The 22,248-nt window shown below is 35.0% G+C and carries 26 protein-coding genes; 19 read left to right on the top strand and 7 right to left on the bottom strand.

Annotation, left to right across the window (positions count from 1 at the left end; genetic code table 11):
- The first annotated feature begins 7 nt into the window (after positions 1-7).
- From sufC to lplA, 15 genes are all read left to right on the top strand, one after another.
- Positions 8-760, top strand: coding sequence for a Fe-S cluster assembly ATPase SufC (gene sufC, locus H593_RS0113895; RefSeq protein WP_028872994.1), 753 nt, complete (start codon positions 8-10; stop codon positions 758-760).
- Positions 761-776: 16 nt separating this feature from the next.
- Entirely contained in the window at positions 777-2,078 is a 1,302-nt protein-coding gene (gene sufD / locus H593_RS0113890; protein WP_028872993.1) for a Fe-S cluster assembly protein SufD, read from the top strand.
- Positions 2,079-2,288: 210 nt separating this feature from the next.
- On the top strand, positions 2,289-2,717 hold the full coding sequence (locus tag H593_RS0113885; protein WP_028872992.1) for a SufE family protein: 429 nt from the start codon (positions 2,289-2,291) through the stop codon (positions 2,715-2,717).
- A gap of 4 nt (positions 2,718-2,721) precedes the next feature.
- Positions 2,722-3,048: an iron-sulfur cluster assembly protein gene (locus tag H593_RS0113880; protein WP_028872991.1), complete on the top strand. Its 327-nt coding sequence runs from the start codon at positions 2,722-2,724 to the stop codon at positions 3,046-3,048.
- Between the two features lies 1 nt (position 3,049).
- Positions 3,050-3,568 carry a DUF2480 family protein gene (locus H593_RS0113875; RefSeq protein ID WP_028872990.1) on the top strand — a complete coding sequence of 173 codons (519 nt, stop codon included), beginning with the start codon at positions 3,050-3,052 and terminating at the stop codon, positions 3,566-3,568.
- 445 nt (positions 3,569-4,013) lie between these two features.
- Positions 4,014-5,960 (top strand): aconitate hydratase, encoded by a 1,947-nt coding sequence (locus H593_RS0113870; protein ID WP_028872989.1) that lies wholly within the window; start codon positions 4,014-4,016, stop codon positions 5,958-5,960.
- Between the two features lie 67 nt (positions 5,961-6,027).
- Positions 6,028-6,975, top strand: coding sequence for a WD40 repeat domain-containing protein (locus tag H593_RS0113865; protein WP_084142335.1), 948 nt, complete (start codon positions 6,028-6,030; stop codon positions 6,973-6,975).
- A 19-nt stretch (positions 6,976-6,994) separates the two neighbouring features.
- A complete protein-coding gene (locus H593_RS0113860) occupies positions 6,995-8,092 on the top strand; it encodes an Mrp/NBP35 family ATP-binding protein (protein WP_028872987.1) in 1,098 nt (365 codons plus the stop codon).
- A 190-nt stretch (positions 8,093-8,282) separates the two neighbouring features.
- The gene (locus tag H593_RS0113855; protein ID WP_028872986.1) at positions 8,283-8,693 is read left to right on the top strand and encodes a BrxA/BrxB family bacilliredoxin; all 411 of its coding nucleotides are present in this window, start codon (positions 8,283-8,285) and stop codon (positions 8,691-8,693) included.
- A gap of 16 nt (positions 8,694-8,709) precedes the next feature.
- Positions 8,710-9,225: a hypothetical protein gene (locus H593_RS0113850; protein WP_037052464.1), complete on the top strand. Its 516-nt coding sequence runs from the start codon at positions 8,710-8,712 to the stop codon at positions 9,223-9,225.
- A 198-nt stretch (positions 9,226-9,423) separates the two neighbouring features.
- Positions 9,424-9,756 (top strand): tetratricopeptide repeat protein, encoded by a 333-nt coding sequence (locus H593_RS0113845; RefSeq protein WP_028872984.1) that lies wholly within the window; start codon positions 9,424-9,426, stop codon positions 9,754-9,756.
- A gap of 78 nt (positions 9,757-9,834) precedes the next feature.
- Positions 9,835-10,803 carry a PSP1 domain-containing protein gene (locus H593_RS19320; protein ID WP_051229748.1) on the top strand — a complete coding sequence of 323 codons (969 nt, stop codon included), beginning with the start codon at positions 9,835-9,837 and terminating at the stop codon, positions 10,801-10,803.
- Between the two features lie 28 nt (positions 10,804-10,831).
- On the top strand, positions 10,832-11,083 hold the full coding sequence (locus H593_RS21325; protein WP_245585057.1) for a hypothetical protein: 252 nt from the start codon (positions 10,832-10,834) through the stop codon (positions 11,081-11,083).
- Positions 11,055-11,285, top strand: coding sequence for an OsmC family protein (locus tag H593_RS21320; protein ID WP_245585056.1), 231 nt, complete (start codon positions 11,055-11,057; stop codon positions 11,283-11,285). The genes H593_RS21325 and H593_RS21320 overlap by 29 nt, the downstream gene beginning before the upstream one ends.
- 261 nt (positions 11,286-11,546) lie before the next feature.
- Positions 11,547-12,542, top strand: a complete 996-nt coding sequence (gene lplA / locus H593_RS0113825; RefSeq protein WP_245585055.1) for a lipoate--protein ligase — start codon at positions 11,547-11,549, stop codon at positions 12,540-12,542.
- 296 nt (positions 12,543-12,838) lie between these two features.
- On the opposite strand, the gene H593_RS21445 is transcribed toward lplA, so the two are convergent.
- From H593_RS21445 to H593_RS21115, 3 genes are all read right to left on the bottom strand, one after another.
- Positions 12,839-13,390 (bottom strand): sulfatase-like hydrolase/transferase, encoded by a 552-nt coding sequence (locus H593_RS21445; RefSeq protein WP_211224963.1) that lies wholly within the window; start codon positions 13,388-13,390, stop codon positions 12,839-12,841.
- 49 nt (positions 13,391-13,439) lie between these two features.
- Positions 13,440-13,805, bottom strand: coding sequence for a sulfatase-like hydrolase/transferase (locus H593_RS21440; RefSeq protein ID WP_281168575.1), 366 nt, complete (start codon positions 13,803-13,805; stop codon positions 13,440-13,442).
- A gap of 63 nt (positions 13,806-13,868) precedes the next feature.
- Positions 13,869-14,105 (bottom strand): hypothetical protein, encoded by a 237-nt coding sequence (locus H593_RS21115; protein ID WP_211224962.1) that lies wholly within the window; start codon positions 14,103-14,105, stop codon positions 13,869-13,871.
- A gap of 110 nt (positions 14,106-14,215) precedes the next feature.
- Between H593_RS21115 and H593_RS0113815 the strand changes: the two genes are divergently transcribed.
- The 4 genes from H593_RS0113815 to H593_RS0113800 all read left to right on the top strand — a co-directional run bounded on the left by H593_RS0113815 (position 14,216) and on the right by H593_RS0113800 (position 18,570).
- A complete protein-coding gene (locus H593_RS0113815) occupies positions 14,216-14,902 on the top strand; it encodes a response regulator transcription factor (RefSeq protein WP_028872982.1) in 687 nt (228 codons plus the stop codon).
- Positions 14,903-14,909: 7 nt separating this feature from the next.
- Positions 14,910-16,283, top strand: a complete 1,374-nt coding sequence (locus H593_RS0113810; protein ID WP_037052452.1) for a HAMP domain-containing sensor histidine kinase — start codon at positions 14,910-14,912, stop codon at positions 16,281-16,283.
- A 96-nt stretch (positions 16,284-16,379) separates the two neighbouring features.
- Positions 16,380-16,862 (top strand): hypothetical protein, encoded by a 483-nt coding sequence (locus tag H593_RS0113805; protein ID WP_028872980.1) that lies wholly within the window; start codon positions 16,380-16,382, stop codon positions 16,860-16,862.
- Positions 16,863-16,893: 31 nt separating this feature from the next.
- Positions 16,894-18,570 carry a SulP family inorganic anion transporter gene (locus tag H593_RS0113800; protein ID WP_028872979.1) on the top strand — a complete coding sequence of 559 codons (1,677 nt, stop codon included), beginning with the start codon at positions 16,894-16,896 and terminating at the stop codon, positions 18,568-18,570.
- 162 nt (positions 18,571-18,732) lie between these two features.
- On the opposite strand, the gene H593_RS0113790 is transcribed toward H593_RS0113800, so the two are convergent.
- The 4 genes from H593_RS0113790 to H593_RS0113775 form a co-directional block, all read right to left on the bottom strand.
- Positions 18,733-19,908, bottom strand: a complete 1,176-nt coding sequence (locus H593_RS0113790) for a hypothetical protein (protein WP_245585054.1) — start codon at positions 19,906-19,908, stop codon at positions 18,733-18,735.
- Positions 19,909-19,940: 32 nt separating this feature from the next.
- Positions 19,941-20,732 (bottom strand): DJ-1/PfpI family protein, encoded by a 792-nt coding sequence (locus H593_RS19305; RefSeq protein ID WP_051229745.1) that lies wholly within the window; start codon positions 20,730-20,732, stop codon positions 19,941-19,943.
- Positions 20,733-20,814: 82 nt separating this feature from the next.
- Positions 20,815-21,756: a GlxA family transcriptional regulator gene (locus H593_RS19300; protein ID WP_261793695.1), complete on the bottom strand. Its 942-nt coding sequence runs from the start codon at positions 21,754-21,756 to the stop codon at positions 20,815-20,817.
- A gap of 194 nt (positions 21,757-21,950) precedes the next feature.
- A partial coding sequence (locus tag H593_RS0113775) for an integrase core domain-containing protein (RefSeq protein WP_028872977.1) occupies positions 21,951-22,248 on the bottom strand: 298 nt, incomplete at its 5' end.

Here is a 22,248-nt window from a genome sequence, read left to right as displayed (position 1 = left end):
CAAAAAAATGTTATCAATAAAAAATCTACATGCGTCAATTGACGGAAAAGAAATTCTGAAGGGAATTAATTTAGAAATAAAAGAGGGAGAGGTACACGCTATTATGGGCCCTAATGGTTCGGGAAAAAGCACATTGGCAGCCGTGCTTGCAGGGCGTTCGGAGTATGACGTTACAGAAGGCGAAATAATCTATAACGGTAAAAACTTATTAGAGCTAGAGGCGGAAGACAGAGCTAGAGAAGGAGTTTTTCTTGCGTTTCAATATCCTGTTGAAATTCCAGGAGTGAGTAATATTAATTTTTTAAAAACAGCTATTGGCGAAATTCGTGCTTACAAAGGTTTAGAGCCTATAAAAGCAAAAGATTTTTTAATGATGCTGAAAGAAAAACAAGAGTTAGTTGAGATAGACAGAGCACTTGTTAGACGCTCTATAAACGAAGGTTTTAGCGGTGGTGAGAAAAAGCGAAATGAGATATTTCAGATGGCAATGCTGGAACCCAAACTTTCCATTCTAGATGAAACCGATAGTGGGCTTGATATTGATGCGTTGCGCATTGTTGCCAACGGAGTAAATAAATTAAAATCGGAAGAAAACGCAACTATTATTATCACACATTATCAACGGTTGTTGGATTATATTATACCCGATTTTGTTCACATATTACACAACGGAAAAATTGTAAAATCAGGATTAAAAGAATTGGCATTAGAGCTGGAAGAAAAAGGATACGATTTTATTAAAGAGGAAGTAGAAGCCTAATTTATTTACAAACAAAATGGAAACAGTTATTAAGACTAGAACGATAAAAGATAAATTAATTTTTGAATTTGAGAACTCTAAATTATTTTTATTTGGTAGTACACAACTTCGTGATAATGCTATGGAAAGCTTTTACAAACAGGGCATTCCAACACGAAAGCATGAAGAGTATAAATATACCCGTGTGGATTTGATGCTGAAAGGGGAATTTGATTTCTCTACAAATAAAAATTGTAGTGATGCGCAAATTCAGCCCCTGAAATTTTTAAAAGATGCTTATGTTGTAGTTATCGAGAACGGTGTTTTTGTTGAAGGATCATCAAACGTGGAGAACCTTCCAAAAGGCTTAACAGTATGTAGTTTAGTTGATGCAGAAAAAAGCAATTCACCTGTTTTTGAAAAACATTATGCACAATACGCAGATGTAAAAACGGATCCATTCATTGCGTTAAATACCGCTATGACTAAAGACGGTGCATTTATTCATATTGCAAAAAACGTAATAATTGAAAAACCGATACATATCATTCACATTTCAACAACCTCGGTAAACACCATTATTCATCCGCGAAATTTAATCGTTATAGATGAAAATGCGCAAGCAAAAATTATAGAATCCTTTGAAACGATTTCTGCTACGGCAAAAACAGTTAGCAACGCGCTAACAGAAATTGTAGTAGATAAGAACGCTATTGTTGATCATTATAAAATTCAGGATGAAAAGGAGTTGGGGTATTTAGTGAATACTACACAGGTAATTCAACAAAGACAAAGTGTGTTTTCTACGCATACCTTTACGTTGAGTGGTTCGTTGGTTCGTAATAATTTAACAGTAGTGTTAGATGATGAACACATTGAATCGCACTTAAACGGATTGTATTTAACGGTAGGGAATCAAGTTGTAGACAACCATACTGTGGTAGATCACCGCAAGCCAAATTGCAACAGTAACGAGCTTTATAAAGGTATTATTGAAGGGAAATCAACAGCAACCTTCAATGGGAAAATATTTGTAAGAAAAGATGCGCAAAAAACAAATGCGTTTCAATCAAACAAAAATATTTTATTGAGTCTAGCAGGAACAATCAATACAAAACCGCAATTAGAAATTTATGCCGATGACGTAAAATGTTCACATGGGTCAACAACAGGTAAGTTGGATGAAGCAAAAATATTTTATTTACGCGCACGTGGGATAGGTTTGGTAAATGCTAAGAAATTATTGATGCACGCATTTGCTTCGGAAGTTGTTAATACTATAAAAATAGAAGCTCTACGCGAATATGTTGAAGAAAAAATTTCCAAAACATTTGAATAATAGAAATAGAAACAAGCACAAAAAATAATATTCTCAATATTCAAAAACTCCGACAGGATTTACCTATACTTTCCAAAAAAGTCAATAGCAAATCCTTAATGTATTTGGATAGTGGGGCAACAGCATAAACAGGTAATTGATGCTTTACAATACGAAAGAAGAAATTGATGTGCTGGCCAACGGCATATAGAAAGCAATTAAAATGTTAAGATGAGAATAGCCGAAATCGAAAATGAAATAATAGAAGAGTTTGAGTTATTCGGTGACGACTGGGAAGGTAAGTATGAGCATTTGATTGATTTGGGGAATCATTTACCATTGATTGACAAGCAACACAAAACCGATGACAGATTAATAAAGGGCTGTCAGAGCAGAGTGTGGTTACACTCAGAATTGTATGACGAAAAAGTTGTTTTTACAGCCGACAGCGATGCGATTATAACGAAAGGAATTGTAGCAATTCTAATTCGTGTGTTTTCTGGTCAAACTCCAGAAGAAATCATGCAAGCTGATTTGAAATTTATTGATGATATTGGCTTAAAAGAACACTTATCACCAACTAGAGCCAATGGTTTAGTGAGTACGATTAAACAAATTAAAATGTATGCGATTGCTTTAAATTTATCACAAAATTCTTAAAATCATGTCAGAACAAACTATGGATATTGAAAAACTAGGCGAAAAAATTGTTCGCGTTTTAAAAACAATTTATGATCCAGAAATACCTGTTGATATTTACGAACTTGGTTTGATTTACGATGTGTTTGTAAATGAAGATTACGAGGTTAAAATATTAATGACTCTAACGTCTCCTAATTGTCCCGTAGCCGAATCATTACCTCAAGAAGTCAATGAAAAAGTAAAGTCACTTAATCAGGTTAAAGATTCAGAAATAGAGATGACTTTTGATCCACCTTGGTCGAAAGATTTAATGAGTGAAGAGGCGCAACTCGAATTAGGATTTATGTAAGATGGAAAAAGAAATAATTAATAGAGTAGCAAAAAGTGGTATCATTACCATCAACCTTGAGGAGTTTTACCCTTCGGGTGAACGTGAGTTGTTCGATATAAAAGAACTCTTATATCAAGGTTTAATATTGAAAGAAAAAGACTTTAGGGAATTTGTTAAGAATGAAGACTGGAGTACATACACTGATAAATACGTGGCCCTTATTTGTTCTGAAGATGCTATTGTTCCAACCTGGGCTTATATGCTACTAGCATCACAATTAGAACCCTTTGTAAAAAAAGTGGTGTTTGGTGATTTAGAAACACTTGAAACCGTTTTATATAATGAAATACTAAACAAACTAAATATCAATGCTTATAAAGATGTTCGCGTCGTTATAAAAGGATGCGGTGATTTGCCAGTTCCTATAGCTGCTTTTGTAGAAATCACTCGGCTTTTACGTCCAATTGCAAAGAGCATTATGTATGGCGAAGCATGTTCTATGGTTCCGCTATATAAGCAGCCAAGACACCCAAAGTAGCTTTCGTAAACAACCTGCATAAAAAAATCACTAAGGCGTTACTAGAAAAATAAAAATGGAGGACATAAATAAAATAGCTGTTGATAAGCGTCTAAAAATTAAGTTAGATTAAAAAACCACTGTAACTGTCGGAAGTATGGATGTCTACAAAATATGGAAAGATAAATATCCTGAAGCCATATTAGTTGAATAAAAAAATCAGAGCCAACGGAAAACACAAAGGTTAAAGCAACTTCAATAGTATGTGATTTACTATAAGTAAAAGGAAGGATTACGGTGGTCAAAATAATTGGTAGTTCAGAAATAAAGGAACAAAAACAGTTCTTCTTTTCGTGATGCCATTTATAAGAATAAGCCCTTTTAAAAGAAATTATTTTCGGGATTTATATTTAATAATCTGCTGAATTACACAAATAAAAAAGTGTCAGCGTAAATTTTATAAGCAATGAAACTACAAAACGTAAGTCAAAAATTAATCAGTTCTCATCTTATTTCTGGTGAGATGAATCCCGGAAGTGAAATCGGATTGAAAATTGATCAGGTATTATTACAAGATGCCACAGGTACATTGGTAATGCTAGAATTGGAAGCCTTTAATTTAAATAAAATTAAACCAGAGGTAGCTGTACAATATGTAGATCACAATTTGCTCCAAACGGATTATAAGAATATGGATGACCATCTATTTCTACAGTCGGCAGCGGCACGATTTGGATACTGGTTCAGCAGATCAGGAAACGGAATTAGTCATGTAGTGCACATGGAGCGGTTTGGTAGACCGGGTAAAACGCTATTGGGTTCAGACAGCCATACTCCTGCCGGAGGTGGTATTGGAATGCTTGCCATCGGTACGGGTGGATTGGATGTAGCAATGGCTTCAGCGGGTGAACCGTATTATGTTAAAATGCCAAAAGTGATGGGTATCAAACTCATTGGAAAGTTGCCCGACTGGGTAAGTGCCAAAGATGTAATTTTAGAAATGCTTCGCAGGTATGATGTGACAGGAGGTCGTGGATATATCTTAGAATATTTTGGACCTGGTCTGAAATCTCTGAGCGCATGGGATCGTCATGTTATCGCTAATATGGGAACAGAAACAGGGGCTACAACATCGGTGTTTCCTTCAGATGAAATCACCCGTGAATTTCTTAGACAAGAAGAAAGGGAAGACGAGTGGATAAAATTGGAAGCCGATGAGGGCGCAACATACGATCTTACTATTGAAATAGACCTAACTACACTAGAACCTTTAATTGCACTTCCTGGCAGTCCAGGAAATGTCGTGCCGGTAAGAGAAGTTAGCGGATTAAAAATACAACAAGTTGTTATTGGCTCTTCTGCAAATCCCGGATTACGTGATTTTTGGATCGCTTCTCAAATTGTAAAAGGTCAAGTTGTTTCTCCTAATGTTTCTTTGGATATCAATCCCTCATCTCGCCAAGTGTTAGAGAACCTGACAGAAATGGGTGCTCTTGGACCGTTGATAGCTGCTGGCGCACGCCTTCATCAATCGGGTTGTATGGGATGTATTGGTATGGGACAAGCTCCTGCTACCAATACGATCAGTATCCGAACGATGCCACGTAATTTCCCAGGACGTTCAGGGACACTTGATGACCAAGTCTACCTATGCAGTCCAGAAACGGCTATAGCTGCTGCGATTACTGGAGAAATAACAGATCCACGAGACCTCGAGTCTGTAATGAATTTTAGGTATCCAAAATGGACAGCCCCAACACAAATCAAGATAAATAAAAAGCTGTTGGTTGCTCCAAGTGAAATATCTCCGGAATTGGTGAAGGGACCAAACATTAAAACCCTTCCTGATTTTGAAGAACTTCCAGATGAACTGGAAATCCCTATCCTTTTAAAAATGGGAGATGACATCTCAACAGATGGCATCCTGAAAGCAGGTGCTGATGTTCTGCCTTTGCGTTCAAATATTCCGGAGCTCAGTAAATATGCCTATTATGCCATTGACCAAAGTTTCTATGATCGCGCCATTCAAAATCAAAAAGTACATACAGGATTTTGTGTTATAGCAGGCGAAAATTACGCACAAGGTTCAAGTAGAGAGCACGCTGCACTATCTCCTCGGTATCTTGGACAAAAGTTTGCTATTGCCAAATCTTATGCACGTATCGGTTGGCAGAACTTGATCAATTTTGGTATGATTCCTTTCGAATTCAAAAATACAAACGACTGGGACAAATTAGAACAAGGTGATGTTTTACGGATAGAAGGCCTAAGGACAGCCATCAAAAACAGAGATTCAGTAACAGCAATTGTAGTTGGAAAAAATATTAAAATTCCACTTACTTATAGTATCAGTGAGAGACAAGTTGAACATATCTTACAAGGTGGCGTTATTAATTTTGTAAAGCAAAAATAAGTTTTTGGCATAGTATTATTAAATGACACTTCTAAACATTAGATTTTTTAGGCGAACGATACAATAAATGAAGACAATAAAAGAAATGACTATTGATGTAAAACACATTGCAACACTTACCGGACACAGCGGTTGTGTATACGCGATGGATAAAGGTTTCTCTGAACATACTATTTTTACGGGCGGCAGTGATCGATTTATTGCATTATGGAATTTAGAAACGCTACAAGCCGAAAAATTTTCAGCGGCATTACCAGCCCCTATTTATACTATTTGTCACATTCCTGAAAAAAATATATTGCTCGCAGGAACAACTACAGGTAGTATACACATACTTGATTTAGAGAAAAAAGAAGAAATCAAGATACTGCAACATCATCAGGCACCCGTTTTTGATATAAAATATTCATTAAAAACCAATTGCTTTTACACAGCCGGTGGCGATGGTAACTTTGCAGTATGTGATCTTGATACTTTGTCATTGCTTAAAATGAAAAAACTATCACAAAAGAAAGTCCGCAGTATTGATTTTAATGATACCACTTCAGAGGTTGCTGTTGCTTTAGGTGATTCCAATATTCTAATATTTGACCGGCATACTTTGGAATATAAAAAAGATTTTATTGCACATCAACTTGCAGAAAAAGTTGTTGGAGCAAATATTGTGCGATACAGCCCCGATGGTAAATTCCTCTTAACAGGAGGAAGAGACGCGCATTTAAAGATTTGGAAAGTAGGAGATTATGAATTAGTAAAATCAATTCCTGCACATAATTGGGCTATTTACGATATCGTATTTAATCCTGACACAACCTTATTTGCCACTGCCAGTCGCGATAAAACTATTAAAATTTGGGATGCAAAAACGTACCAAATTTTAAGACGCATCAGAAAAGAAAATTTTGAAGCACATACGCATTCTGTAAATAAATTAATTTGGAGTACCTATCATAATTATTTAGTTTCTGTAGGGGATGATAAAATGGTAATGATTAGAGAAGTCAATAGAAAATAACATACAAAAAGATGCCGAAATGAATATAACGAAGGAACAAGTTTTAGAAGCTTTAAAGAACGTAGAAGACCCTGATTTAAAAAAAGACTTGGTAACATTGGGTATGATAAAGGACTTAGAAGTAACTGGTAAAAATGTAGATTTTACCGTAGTACTTACAACGCCTGCCTGCCCAATGAAAGAAATGATTCATAAGGCTTGTGTAAATGCAGTTTTGCATTTTATAGATGAGGAAGCTATTGTAAATGTAAAAATGTCTTCTAATGTAACGGCACGTAAAAATAGTGGGCCTATGTTACCAAACGTAAAAAATATTATTGGCGTTGCATCAGGGAAAGGTGGTGTTGGTAAATCTACAGTGGCTTCCAACTTAGCTTTAGCTTTGGTGAAGCAAGGTGCATCGGTCGGTTTGGTTGATGCCGATATTTATGGTCCCTCACAAACCATTATGTTTGATGTAATGGATGCAAAGCCAATGAGTAAAGAGATTGACGGTGTAAGTAAAATGATTCCCATAGAAAGTTTTGGTGTCAAATTATTATCTATCGGTTTTTTCGTGGATACTTCACAAGCCCTTGTATGGCGAGGGCCAATGGCATCAAAAGCGGTTGTTCAATTGTTTCAGGAAGCACATTGGGGGGAATTAGATTATATGATTATTGATTTACCTCCCGGAACTGGTGATATTCATTTAACGTTGGTTGGTGCCGTTCCTTTGAATGGCGTTGTAATTGTAAGCACTCCACAATTTGTGGCGTTGGCAGATGCAAAAAAAGGAGTTGGAATGTTTCAGTTACCGTCAATAAATGTACCTGTTTTAGGCATTGTAGAAAACATGTCTTATTTCAGTCCACCAGACGAGCCTGAGAAGCGATATTACATTTTTGGTAAGGACGGAGCAAAAAAACTTGCAGAAGAATTAGAAGTTCCATTATTGGGTGAAATACCATTGGTACAAAGCATCTGCGAATCTGGTGATTCGGGTAACCCAGCGGTACTTCAAGATAACACACCGCAAGCTATTGCCTATATGGAAATGGCACGTAAGGTGGCACAACAAGTGTCTATACAAAATGCAAAAGAACCAATAGTTAAGGTCGCAGATGTTAAATGGTAAAATATCAAAATGACGCTTGTTATTGCGCAAAAATCCAATAAAAGCACTTATAAGACATAACTTTTACCCCGTTTTTAATATAGATCAAGCGAATAATTTATAATTACGAGTACAAATAAAAAACTGTATAGAGTTTATTAGGGTTCTCTTTAAAACCTTGAATTTGATGTTAATTTTTAAAAAGAACACCATGTATCCAGAACAATTAGTAATGCCAATGAAGGAAGAACTCACCTCTGTTGGTTTTGAAGACCTCCAAAACGCTACGGAAGTAGCTGCTGCCGTTAACTCAAAAGGCACCGTGTTAGTAGTTGTTAATTCAGTTTGTGGATGTGCTGCCGGTGCAGCACGTCCGGGAGTAAAACTTTCATTGCACGCAACTAAGCGCCCTAACCGTATTACAACTGTGTTTGCCGGCTTTGACACCGAAGCCACTGAACAGGCACGCAAACATTTTCTGCCATTTCCTCCGTCATCTCCTTGTATAGGATTATTCAAAGATGGAAAATTAGTTCATTTTGTAGAACGTCACCATATTGAAGGAAGGTCTGGAGCGCTGATTGCCGATAACCTAAAGGCCGCTTATGAGGAATATTGTTAATCAAAAAGCAACACAAATGATACCCTTTAAAGAGATGCCATTGCACTCACGGGTATGGATATACCAATCCATCCGTGAGTTTTCTGAAAATGAAATTACCCAACTAAAAAATAAAGCAGAAGGTTTTATTTCTGAGTGGACTTCACATGGAAAAACGATGAATGCTTGCATTGAAATCTTTCACAGTCGTTTTATTATAGTATGTGTAGATGAAAAAAGGAGTTCCGCCAGCGGATGTGGAATTGACAAGTCGGTAAAATTCATTCAGCAGTTGGAATCCGACTTCGGCGGAAACACTTCTCTCCTTGATAGAATGAATGTTGCTTACAGAAAGAATGCCCACCTGAATAACGAAGTCGGACAAGGAGAAATTATTTCATGTCCTATTTCTGAGCTCAAAAATTTGTTCACATCTCCAGAAGGACGGACTGGGATAACTGTTTTCAATAACCTCGTAAATACCAAAGCAGCGTTGGAGCAAAATTGGGAAGTGCCCTTGGAAAAAAGTTGGCAATATGAAAAATTCGTATAGAGATTAAAAGAGTAGAGGTGGTTTTGACGATTTTCAATTCATTTAAAATCATGCTATAAATGATTTCAATGTATTGCTTTTAGGTAAAATAGATCAGCATAAATTTCAACTATCATATAATCAGTTTGCTAACGTTCAATTAGAGCCATCCAATATTTTATTCCACTTGAGAAAATAGTTCAGCAAAAAAACAAAATAATGAAAAGTAGGATAGAACAATTACAAGAATTTTTAAAGGAGGACAGCAACGACTCTTTTCTGACATACGCATTAGCACTAGAATATGTTAGGGTTGAGAAATATGATATTGCGAGAGATTGCTTTTTGAAATTGATAAAGGATGATGAAAATTATATAGGGAGTTACTATCAATTGGGAAAATTATATGAGTCGCTGAATGACCTAGAGAAAGCAAGAGGAATTTATAAAAAGGGAATTAAGATTGCCCAAAAAAGTGAAAATAAAAAAACGCTGTTAGAATTACAGGAAGCGTATACTATGCTCATAGAAATTGATGAAGATGACTTTTAATTGCGCGCACTCTTTTTATTAAACAGATAAATTTAGCATTTTATACACTCCCGAAAGGGACTAAAAATATAGGTTAATATGGATGATTATTCAACTGAAGGTTCTTCTGTTCGTAAGGGTTTCAAAAGTAATGGCTCGAGCTTTATGTATGGTAGCAGCCAATCAGATGTATATGACTGGATGGCGGATATTGTTATGCCTCCTGATTATAAAGTTTGCAAGATTATAGAGATTAAATTTAAAGGATCCCGCAAGGAATTCTATCTTAATCATCAAAACATATATTTTAAAAATGGAGAATTGGCTGTTGTTGAGGGTACTCTAGGTGGTTATGATGTTGGGCATGTTTCCCTAACAGGTGAACTAGTTCGTATGCAACTCAGGAAAAAAAATGTGCGTACAGAGGAAGTAGTTAAAAAAATCTATCGCAGAGCCACTCCTGCTGATGTCACTAAATGGAAGCTTGCCAAAGAGATGGAATTAGATACTTTGTATAAAGCACGTGTTTTAACTAAAGCGCTTGGCTTATCTATGAAACTAACCGATGTAGATTATCAGGGCGATACATCTAAAGCCACATTTTATTACACCGCCAAAGGGCGTGTGGATTATCGAGAGTTGATTAAAGACCTGTCCAAAGCCTTTCATATACGCATTGAAATGCGTCAAATTGGAATACGTGAGGAAGCCTGTCGCATTGGTGATATTGGTCCTTGTGGAAGTTATATATGCTGTCATACTTGGTCTACTAATTTTAAAACTGATTCTCCTTTTGAGACCCGTTATCAAAATATTTCCAGGCGGGAAGGCCGTAAATTTCAATGCTACATCAACGATGAGACGTTGAATAAAGACGGTAGTACATTGGATGATTTGAAGGATAAAACGCGAAAAAATAATAAATCTTTAGTTGCCAAGCCTCTGTTTTACGCAAACGTTGTAGGCCAGGATAGCATAACCCGTTTTGATACTAAAGAAAAGAAGGGTAAAAAAAATAACCTTAAAAATAAGAAACAGAAACAGAAACAGAAACAGAAACCTAAGTAATAAATCTAACACATTAAAAAAAATAATCATGTCAGAACATAAAGTTAATTTACTTTGGGAAAATGAGTCAGAAGATTTCTCTTTTAAAAAGTATGATCGTACGCATAGCTGGAAATTCGAAGGAGGGACTGATGTCAAGGCATCTGCTGCTCCTGAATATCTTGGCAAAAAAGAATTTGTCAACCCTGAAGAAGCTTTTTGCCGCTTCTTTGGCAAGTTGCCACATGCTCACCTTTCTAGCTGTTGCGTCAATGAAAAAATTCATCATAGAAATTTATGAAGATACCGCAGTAGCGATATTAGAAAAAAATGAAAAATCAAGAATGATGATAACAAAACTTTATTTGAGGCCAAAAATAACCTTTATGGGAGATAACATTCCAGATAAAACTATAATAAATGAAATGCACCACCGTGCACATATAGAATGTTTTATTGCAAACTCGGTTGTAACCGAGATAATTATTGAACCGGTATTTTGATTATATATATTGAGGTCAGTATATAAATATGTATTTTAGAGTCAATGAATAGGGTGCGTACTGGACATATTTAAAGAGCATAATCTGCTAGAGTTTGCTGAGCAGTTTAAAACAGATAAAAATAGCAAAGAGTATCTAGCACAAATTATGAGGCAAGAAGATTATAGAGCTGTAAATGTTCAAACAAGACTAATCAAATTTATAAATATTTTTCCAAAACCTATAACTCTAATTTTTTAATCCATCTTAAATTTTATTTTCATGGCGATGTTTTGTATTGATAGTCAAAGTCTTGAGCCTTATTTTAACCAAGCGGTAGAGGAGTACTTCCTCAAGAATTTTGATGATAACATTTTCATGCTGTGGCGGAATAGTAACGCTATTATCGTAGGTAAACATCAAAATACGCTTGCCGAGATAAACGTAAACCATGTAAAACATCGTGGGATAAAGGTAGTAAGACGCCTTACAGGTGGCGGAGCTGTTTTTCACGATTTGGGAAACATCAACTATACCTTTATAATGGGCTATGGCGAGGAAGGTGCAAAAGTGGATTTTAAAAAATATAATCAACCTATTATTGATGTTTTAGCGGGCTTGGGGGTAAAGGCCCATTTTTCCGGAAGAAACGACATCCTGATTGATGACCAGAAGTTTTCGGGTAATGCGGAACACATCTATCATCAAAAGCAAAGAGTGTTGCACCATGGTACATTGCTTTATGCTTCTGAAATTCAGGATATATCGGATGCCTTGAATGTAAATCCGTTAAAGTTTGAAGGGAAAGCCCGAAAGTCGGTGAGCAGTAGGGTGACAAATATTTCTAGCCATCTAAAAGACGATATTGGCGTAGACCAGTTTCGCAAAAAGGTGATGAACCACATTACTAAAATGTACCCTGATGCTATTCCTTACCAATTAACTGCAAGGGATAAAGCCGCTATTCAAAAACTAGCGGATGAAAAGTACAGCACCTGGGCATGGAACTATGGCTACTCTCCCAAGTATGGTTTAAAGAAAGGAGTGAAAACCAATGGAGGGCATGTGGAGGTACACCTCAATGTGTATAAAGGGGTAATTACTGAACTCGACATTTTTGGTGATTTCTTCGTGAACCGTGACATAGACGAAGTAAAACAGGCCTTGATAGGAGTAGAGCACCGCGAGGAGGCCGTATTAGAGAAATTAAAGGAAATTAAGAGCAGCGCGTACTTCGATAATATTTCCGAGGAGGAGTTGGTCGTGTTGTTTTTTTAACTATGAGTGTTACTTAAAAACGTAAGGTTGCTGAGCAACCTTTTTTTGTATTATACTCAATAATTTTTAGTTCATAGTTGAGCACAGACATAATTCTGTATCCATTAAACAATCGTCTATTAATTTTATTTGGTTCTATCACATCTGTTAAAGACAAAAAAAGGTTTAAACTTATTGAAGGAATAAGTAACTAAATTAGTAAAAGAAAAGGGATCTATGGAAAATTCCATAGGAATTCTCTGAGAAGGTACATAACAATCAATTGATTATAGATGTCTTTGTTATGGCTAGTTATTTTAATTTCTGATGTTTGTTAATTCAGTTTCTAATTCCAATTTTGCGTTCTGTTCAATTGTTGATAAAGTTCCATTCAGTAAATTGCTATTTTCATAAGGGTCATTCACTAAATTATACATTTCCTCTATTCCAACTGCATTGACAATAAGTTTATATTCTCCATTACGAATTGTCCATTCATCATCTGTACCGTCAACCAGTTCAGAATATTGATAATTTCTTATGATTGTAGAGTGTGTGAACAATGATTTAAAACTTTTACTATCGTGAATTTCGTTTGTTGAACTTCCCGTGATTTGAGCTATTGTGGTAAATAAATCTGTGCTAGTTATTAGATTATTATTTATACCTGAACGAGAAACAGAGTTTCCAGAAATAAACATTGGAATATTTATTCCATCTTGGTATAACGTATTTTTTACTGTTGCGCTTGAATAGGGACTTCGCGCAACTTGATTTGGGGTTCCATTGTCGCCAATAAAAATTATTATCGTGTTATTTCTTTCATCTTCGGGGATATCATCCAATAATCTCATCTTCGGGGATATCATCCAATAATCTTCCAATTTAAAAATCCATTGCTTCAATCGCTGCCATATATTAAGGAATTGGGTCTAATCCGTCGGCATATGCTGGTAAGTTACCTTGATTGTGCATACTACTTGGTGGAACGTGAAAAGGCGTATGTGGTGCATTATATGCCAACCACATAAACCAAGGTTTAGATTGTTGATTAATCCAATCTATTGATAAGTCTGTAAAAACTTCAGTTATGTAATCTGTATTTTGATTTGTAGTGCCATTTGCGCTTAATTGCCATTGGTAATAATCATCAACTGCACCACGAATAAGTCCAGCGTAATAATCAATCCCAAATGTTTCTAGGTTTATAGCTGAATTGTTGCCTGAAAGATACCATTTTCCAACAAGTGCAGAGGCGTATTTATTGTTAGTTTGAGCGCTAATATAGTTTTGTAGTGTAGTTTCCGAAATAGATAATTCATCGCCAACACCTTTTACTCCAGTTCTCTAACCATATTTCCCAGTAATTATGGAAGCTCTAGTTGGTGTACACGTTGGATTTGACCAAAAATTACTAAAAGAAATTCCATTATTTCTAATGGCATCTATGTTTGTTTTGGGCTTTCCGCAAACTTGATAGCGTTGGCAGAGACATGCTATTTTACGGTTTTTGGGAGGGTTCTCTGTGGCGCCTGTAAATGTGTATGGGTTTTGTCGTTGGCTTTTCCGAACGTTATCCGCCAAGTTTCATTACTGTTTTATTTTGAATTCTAATCGAATTCTAACGCTATTATGAAATTCAATAGTTCCAAAAATCTATATTTGTACTTTGGAAAAGTTTTAATTTTAAAGTAATCGCAAAGCAAATATTAGTCATAGAAGATGAGCCGAACGTTGCGGCATTTATAAGTCAGGGTCTTCAGGAATCTGGTTATCAAGCTTTTGTTGCCTATGATGGTGTTAAAGGATTGGAGTTGTTGAGACAAAAGGAAATTGATTTGGTGGTCTTAGATATTATATTACCAGGAATAGACGGTCTTGAAGTAGCGACTAGAATAAGGCAGCTTGGTTTTGAAAGTATTCCCATCATTATGCTCACAGCTTTGGGAACAACTGAAAATATCGTAAAGGGTTTAGATTCTGGAGCAGATGACTATTTGATAAAGCCATTTAAGTTTAAAGAGCTTTTGGCAAGAATTCGAGCAAGAACAAGAAAAAAGAACATTTCTGGAAACTCCAATCAAATATTGATGATAGAAGATTTGGAGCTGGATTTGGATGCAAAGATTGCAAAAAGGGCAGAAAAGGAAATAAAATTGACTTCAACCGAATTTAGATTACTTGAATATTTGCTAAAAAACAGGAATAGGGTTTTGAGCCGTGTTGACATACTTGAAAATGTTTGGGATATAAATTTCAATATGGGAACTAATGTTGTAGATGTTTATGTTAACTACTTAAGAAACAAAATTGACAAGAGATTTGAGACCAAACTCATACACACAGTAATAGGAATGGGTTACATACTAAAAGTACAATAACTCATTTATGCAATTAAGAACAAAAATCACATCCATCTTTATAGGGCTGACCAGCCTGTTCTTGACAGGTATTTTTATACTTATATATTTTGTTTCAAAAAACTATACAGAAAGTGAATTTTATTTGCGGTTAAGTCAAAGAGCTACCATTGCTGCTCAGGCTTACTTAGAAGCAGATGAATTGAACATTGATATTTATGATGATATCAGGATTCGTCACTTAATGACCTTACCAAATGAAAAAGAGATAATTTACCGTGTTGATGCTGAACGTAAAGTCGCATTGACACAACTTGATAAATCCTTGTCTGAGGGTTTCTATCAAATAATATTTGACACGGAATATGCAGAATTAAAGAAAGATAATTATTATTATACCGGTTTATTATTTCATGATAAAGCAGGAGATTTTATCGTAGTGTTATCGGCAACTGACCTTTATGGTTTTGGAAAACTTGATAATTTAAGAAATACTCTTATCGTGGCATTTTTTATAAGTATCCTTTTTATATTTCTACTTGGAAGGGTGTATGCAACGCAAGCGTTGAGTCCTATTTCTAAAATCATTAAAGAGGTGAACTCGATTCGTGCTGAAAATTTATCGTTCCGTTTGGGGACAGCCAATGGAAATGACGAACTTGGTCAGCTTGCAAAAACCTTCAACAATATGTTGGACCGGTTGCAAATTTCTTTTGACCTTCAAAGTAACTTCATTAATAACGCATCGCACGAGCTTAGAAATCCACTTACTGCAATATTAGGACAGACTGAGATTGCGCTTAACAAAGTAAGGAGCAAAGAAGATTACCTTTCCATACTTAAAAACATAGAACTTGAAGCATCAAGGCTTGATTTCTTGGTGAATGGATTATTGAAACTTGCTAAAACAGATTTTGATTCTAAGGGAATTGTTATTGAACCCATACGTCTCGATGAGTTAATTTTGGACATTAAAAAAAATATTGACACATCTACTCCTGAAAATGAAATAGAACTAGATTTTGAAGAATTGCCAGCAAACGAAAACGCAATAACACTTATGGGCAGCGAATCACTCTTAAAAGTTGCAATCGGAAATATATTAGAGAATGCTTGTAAATTTTCGGGCAATAAAAAAGTCTGTATAAAGTTGTTCTCCTATACCAGTTCTATCTTACTGACAATTAAAGATGAAGGTGTTGGAATACCAGAAAGGGAACTAAAAAATATTTATGAACCTTTTTTTAGAGCCTCTAATGCACGAGAAATAGAAGGTTTTGGATTTGGACTTCCACTTGCTTACCGTATCATTAAAATACATTCGGGCGAAATACGTATCCTTTCTCAAATAAATAAGGGAACCCTCGTTAAAATAAAGCTGTCCAATAAGAACATTACCTAAAACCTTTAAGGCATGTTTAAAATTCTAATCGCATTTTAATCTGGCTCTTATAGCACTCTAACAAGAGGCAACTATGTTTGCTTAAAAGTTAGAAAAATGAAAAATATACTTATTCCCACAGATTTTACAATTGAATCCTTACAACTTATTGAGTACGCCCTTTTAAACTTTCCAAACACAAAGTTAAATATTGTTTTAATTGCGGGCCTTAGATTGCCAGAGACACGCTGGGCAATTTTTCATTTTAGCCAAAGTGAGCAAATTAAAAAGCAGCTTAGCGACGAATTTAATGAAGCAAAGCGTCTTATTGTTCACGAACACAAAGAGGCTATAGAAAATATAACTTTTCAATTGTTTAGTGGTGTAAATTCATTTGCCTTTCAGAACTTTTTAGAACAACTAAACGCTGACGATGCCATTATACCTCAAGGCAATTCATTGTATTGCCCAAAGAGAAAATGGTTTGATATCACGAGGTTTATCAAAAAGAATGTAAAAAATGTTATTGAAGTTCCTGTTGAACTTACGAAAGAAGTCTCACAAAAAAAATACTCAATAATAAGTCTTTTCAATTTATAGAAAACCGTAAAAATATTTAACTTAAATAGTCATGAAAAATTTTTCAACAAAATATTTTAAGTCCGATGTAAAGTCTGGACTAGTCGTCTTTCTAGTTGCGCTCCCATTATGTTTGGGTATTGCCCTTGCAAGTGGTGCGCCTTTATTTTCAGGTATTATTTCTGGAGTTGTCGGTGGAATAGTAGTCGGTTTATTAAGCGGTTCACAGCTAAGTGTTTCTGGTCCAGCAGCAGGTTTGACAGCTATCGTTTTAGTAGCAATAGCAACTTTGGGATCTTTTGAAGCATTCTTATTGGCAGGTTTTTTAGCAGGAGTCATTCAAATTATTTTAGGATTTGTAAAAGCTGGAGTACTTTCCAATTATCTACCATCTAATGTCATAGAGGGAATGTTAGCGGCCATTGGAATAATTATAATTTTATCACAACTACCGCATGCAGTTGGCTTTGATGAAATGCACGAGGGCGATTATTGGTTCATAAATGCAGTGGGCGACCACCAAATTTTTACAACCTTGGCAGATACCATCAATTTCATCCATCCGGGTGCCGTTGTTGTGGTATTGATTTCTTTGTCAATTCTCATAGCCTTCTTAAAGGTTCCATTTTTAAAAAGATTAAAATCTATCCCAGGAGCTTTGATTGCCGTGTTGGCAGGTATAGGGATAAATGAGATTTTCAAGGCAACTGGTTCATCTTGGGCAATAAGCCAGAACCATCTTGTTAGTCTTCCTGTACCAGAATCTATGACTCAGTTTTTGAATCAATTTAGTTTACCGGATTTTGCTCAAATAGGAAATACTGAGGTCTGGGTAGTTGCAGTTACAATTGCTGCCGTTGCAAGTATCGAGACATTATTGTGTATTGAAGCTGCCGATAAATTGGATCCGTTGAAGAGGTATACAAACACAAATAGAGAGTTGAAGGCACAGGGTATTGGTAATATGCTTAGTTGTCTGATAGGAGGAATTCCTATTACTTCTGTAATCGTAAGAACTTCTGCAAACGTAAATTCTGGAGGTAGAACTAAAATTGCAGCAATATCACATGGTATTTTTTTAATGACCGCAGTACTCGCAATTCCATTTTTATTGAATAAGATTCCATTAGCATCCCTTGCGGCAGTTTTATTGACAATTGGCTATAAATTGGCAAGTCCCCAAAAATTTGTTTATATGTGGTGCAACAGTAAGAAATTCCAATTTATTCCTTTTGCTGTGACGGTTGTGGCAATTGTAATGACAGACTTATTGATTGGTGTTGGGATAGGTCTCACGGTTAGTATTTACTTTATTTTGCGAGGAAATATTAAGTTAGCCTACTTTTTTAAAAGGGACAAGCATAATGAAGGTGAAACCATAAATATGGAATTAGCACAAGAAGTATCATTTCTAAATAAAGCTGCCATAAAACAGACTTTTGCGCACTTACCCGAAGGAAGTAAGATAATAATCGATGCGTCAAATACAGTTTATATTGACCATGATGTACTTCAGATGATTAAGGAATTTGTTATTGAAGGTTCGGAAGAAAGGAAAATAACAGTCCAGCTCATTGGTTTCCGAAAAGAATATAAGGTAGAAAATTCCGCTACCCACGTAACTTCGGTGGTGTCAGATAACGGAGACTTTGTTTCGCCTAAAGTGGTTACGAATGGTACAAAAGTTCCTTCAAATATTTTAAAGGTTAGGGAATTGGCAGAATACTAAGCTTACTTAAAATATTGGAAGAAACAGCTCTTTTATTTTTTCATGCGTTGGCAGCGGCGTTTGTAAAAAATAAACGTGCTGTTTTAGCTGTTGGCGATTAGTGAAAAGTTTAATGGATTTTTACTTGTTTTTTAGCACAGTACTTCTTAAGTTTGTCTTTTATTATTCCGTTCCATCATATAAATATTTCTCGGCTGCAGCTCCCATTTTCCGATGGTCGTGTCCAATATTAGGGACTATTCTTAATTTCCAGTTGAAATCAAGTCCCAATTCTTTAGAAATATCCTTTGATTTATTATAAAAGTATGTACCTCTTTCTAATCGGTGTGTACCTTGTTTATCTACCGTTGGTGAACGCAAAATAAGGCCACCTTGTTCATTTTCATTGTCCAATTCACCAATAAATAGTACTAAGTTCTTTTTAAAAGAAGCCTTGATATTTTCTTTTGTTAAATCAGTATTATGTATACCAAATGGAAGGTCAGTGTTAAAATCTGGTAGGGCATATGCCCCTGAATTTGACGCTAATATTCTATTTGCTTTGGAATTTGGCTGAAAAATAGCAAAACGATGTAAAATCTGTCCGCCTGCCGAGTGTCCGAAAATATCATATTCTGTCTGTGTTGAGCCAAGAACCTTAACAACATTGTCAAAAATTCTATCAAAGTCATTATAAATCCATTCGTTTCTATTTGAATTTATTTTAAAAGAAAAAATTTCTTCGTCCAAAAAAACTTTATTTGAATTTTCATCATACTGGGCACTATTTTCAAGATTTAAATTGTAAATTAGATCACCCATATGATACGCTCCATAATCGTATTCCGCTTCCTTGTACATTGGGGAAAGAATTAGGACTCCATATTTTTCGGATGCCTTAATCCAAGCGTCTCTATAACTATCTCCATTTCGTCCAGCTCCTGGAATAACTATTAGTATTTTGGAATCTGGTTTGTAGTTTTTAGGCATATGATAATAAATTGGTATTGCTTTTTCTTTTTTTCCATCTCCACCTTCAATTAAAAATTCGCCAGAACCTTCTTCGATATTGATTTCATTCAAGACTAGCACCTTTTGATTGGTGAAATCACTTTTCTTTACAAGTTCCATATTACAATGTGGACAAGTTCCTGCTTCAGCAAAAAACAATTCGTCACATTTTAAATCACAAGGAGTACAAATATATTCTTGCTTTTTAAATGGCCTCGTGAACTTCAAAGTATCATTGTGGTGTATTGCTGAGGTTCTGAAATCTTCAATAAATTGTGGGTTTTCTTGGGCAGATGTATTGCTTATGGTACATAACAGTATGCAAGAAATTAATAGTTTAAGTGTCATTTTTTTATTTTATAAATAATGGTTTTAATATGCTAGTTTTTAGATAATATAAGGCCTTCACCAGGTACCCATTTATCGTATTCCATATATATACTAGTGAGTTTTGCTCTTTCCTTACCATAGATTTTTTCAACCAAATGCAATGCGCCATCAATTCCAGCTGATATTCCTGCAGTCGTTATAATTTTTCCATTATCTACAAACCGCACATTAGATAGTACCTTCGCTTTTGGAAAAGATTGTTTTAAACTCTCAATACTCATATGGAATGTGGTTACAGTTTGGTTGTCTAAAACACCCGCTTGACCAAGAAAAAAAGCTCCAGTACACACCGAAAATAAATAGTCTACACTTTTTTCTTGTTTTTTAATCCAGTTAATAATAGACCTATCTTGAGCTGCTACTTGTCCATTTCCTCCAAAGAAGGCGAGAATATCTGCTTTAGGCGCATTTAATATGCTATAATCAGGGATCACTTTTAACACACCTTGCGAAACTATAGGGTCTGTTGTTTTAGAAACTATAAATACTTTAAACCCCGAAACTGTAAAAACTTCTAAAGGACCAGCAAAGTCTAAAATTTCAACGCCTTCTTGCAAATAAAATGCAATGGTCATTTCTTTAGGTTTTTGATAGTTTCTTAATTCACCTTTTGTGATTAACTCCATATTGCAGATATGACATTTTCCTGATTTTTTATACTTTAAATCATCACATGAGTTGTCGCATGGCGGACATACATATATAGAATTTGATGCTATAGGTTGTTGAGACATCGCAGAAATTTGTATTAAGCAAACAATAACAATTAATAATTTTTTCATAATCCTAATTATTTATTTACACAAAATTAGATATAAGTACTATACCATGAAAGGACAATGATACATAGTATAAGGACAAAATTTACTTTAGGGAAGAAATGTCCGTAGGTAGAACGCCTTTGTGCTTTTTAAGAAGTGTTCTTAATTGATCTGAACTCTTAAAACCACATAATTGAGCTACAATTTCGACTTTGTTTTTTTTGGATAATAAATGTATAGCCCTTTCAACTTTTAATTTTTCCGAATATGCACCAATTGTAATTCCAGTAGTTCTTTTAAAAAGTCTTGTTAGGTTCCGCTCACTCATATTAACTGTTTCAGAGATATCATGTATGGTAAATGCTTTAGATATATGCTTTGCTATATAGTCTTGAGCGTCATGAATTCGAGAGTCCAAATGATTTCTATATTGAAGAAAAATACTTAGTTGTGGGGCTGATTCGTCACGGCGGAAATAAATAACTACCTCCTTGGCAATATCTGTTGCGAACTTAGAGCCAAATTGATTTTCCAAGATATAAAGTGCTAAATCAATTCCAGAAGATACGCCTGCACTAGTATATAAATTATCGTTAGCTATAAACAATTTATTTTTTCGTAATTTTAGAGTAGGAAATTTATCCCTCAAACGAGATATATAACTCCAATGTGTAGTACATTCTTGGTTATTTAAAATACCAGATTCAGCTAATAAAAATGCTCCAGTACATACCGAGCAAATGTTTACCTTCTTAGTATATTGAAAGTGTAACCAATTAAAAAAAGGTTTGCTTTCTTTTATAAAAGTGTCATCAGAGAGAAGTTCATATTCTAACCCAGGAACAAAGACAAAATCATTTTTAGACAATTCGAAGTTGTTAAATTGAATCAATTTAGAAAAAAATAAACCAGCACTACTTTCAATTTCTGATGTATCACTCATTGATACAAAATGTAACTCAATATCTGCACCGTATTCTCTAGCTTCATAAAAAATATGAGCAGGTCCGTTTACATCAAGTAGATGTACATTTGGAGGCACTATGAATAGAATTTTATTAATTGTATAGTTCTTTTAATTATGAGTAATGTTTTTTTAATGTTCTGAAAGTAAATTACTTTTGCTTTTTATTTTCAGTTGATTTTCTCCCTTTTCCGAAATTAAACGTTATTGTAAAGTATTTTTTTTTGGAAAAGAGTGTGTCTTGTCCTGAAATATGGCTACAGGTTAAAATTGAATTAAGCTGATAATTTATATACCATATTTGGTGTTTTATAATCTAAAGATAAATGTAATCTTACTTCATTGTACAAATTAATTGCATTTTTTGCAGCTCTCTTTGCGTGTGCTACATTATCAAAGGTTTGATCGAGATAAAATTCATCTTTTAATATACCATTTACACGTTCTGCCATGGCGTTTTCGTAACAATGATTTTCTTCGGTCATACTAATATCTATCTTTTTTATTTTGAGTATTTGTGTATATACATTGCTGCAATATTGTATTCCTCTATCAGAGTGGTGTATTAGTCCT

The organism is Psychroserpens burtonensis DSM 12212 (assembly GCF_000425305.1).
Taxonomy (GTDB): Bacteria; Bacteroidota; Bacteroidia; order Flavobacteriales; family Flavobacteriaceae; genus Psychroserpens; species Psychroserpens burtonensis.
This window is presented reverse-complemented; position numbering and strand designations above follow the sequence as displayed.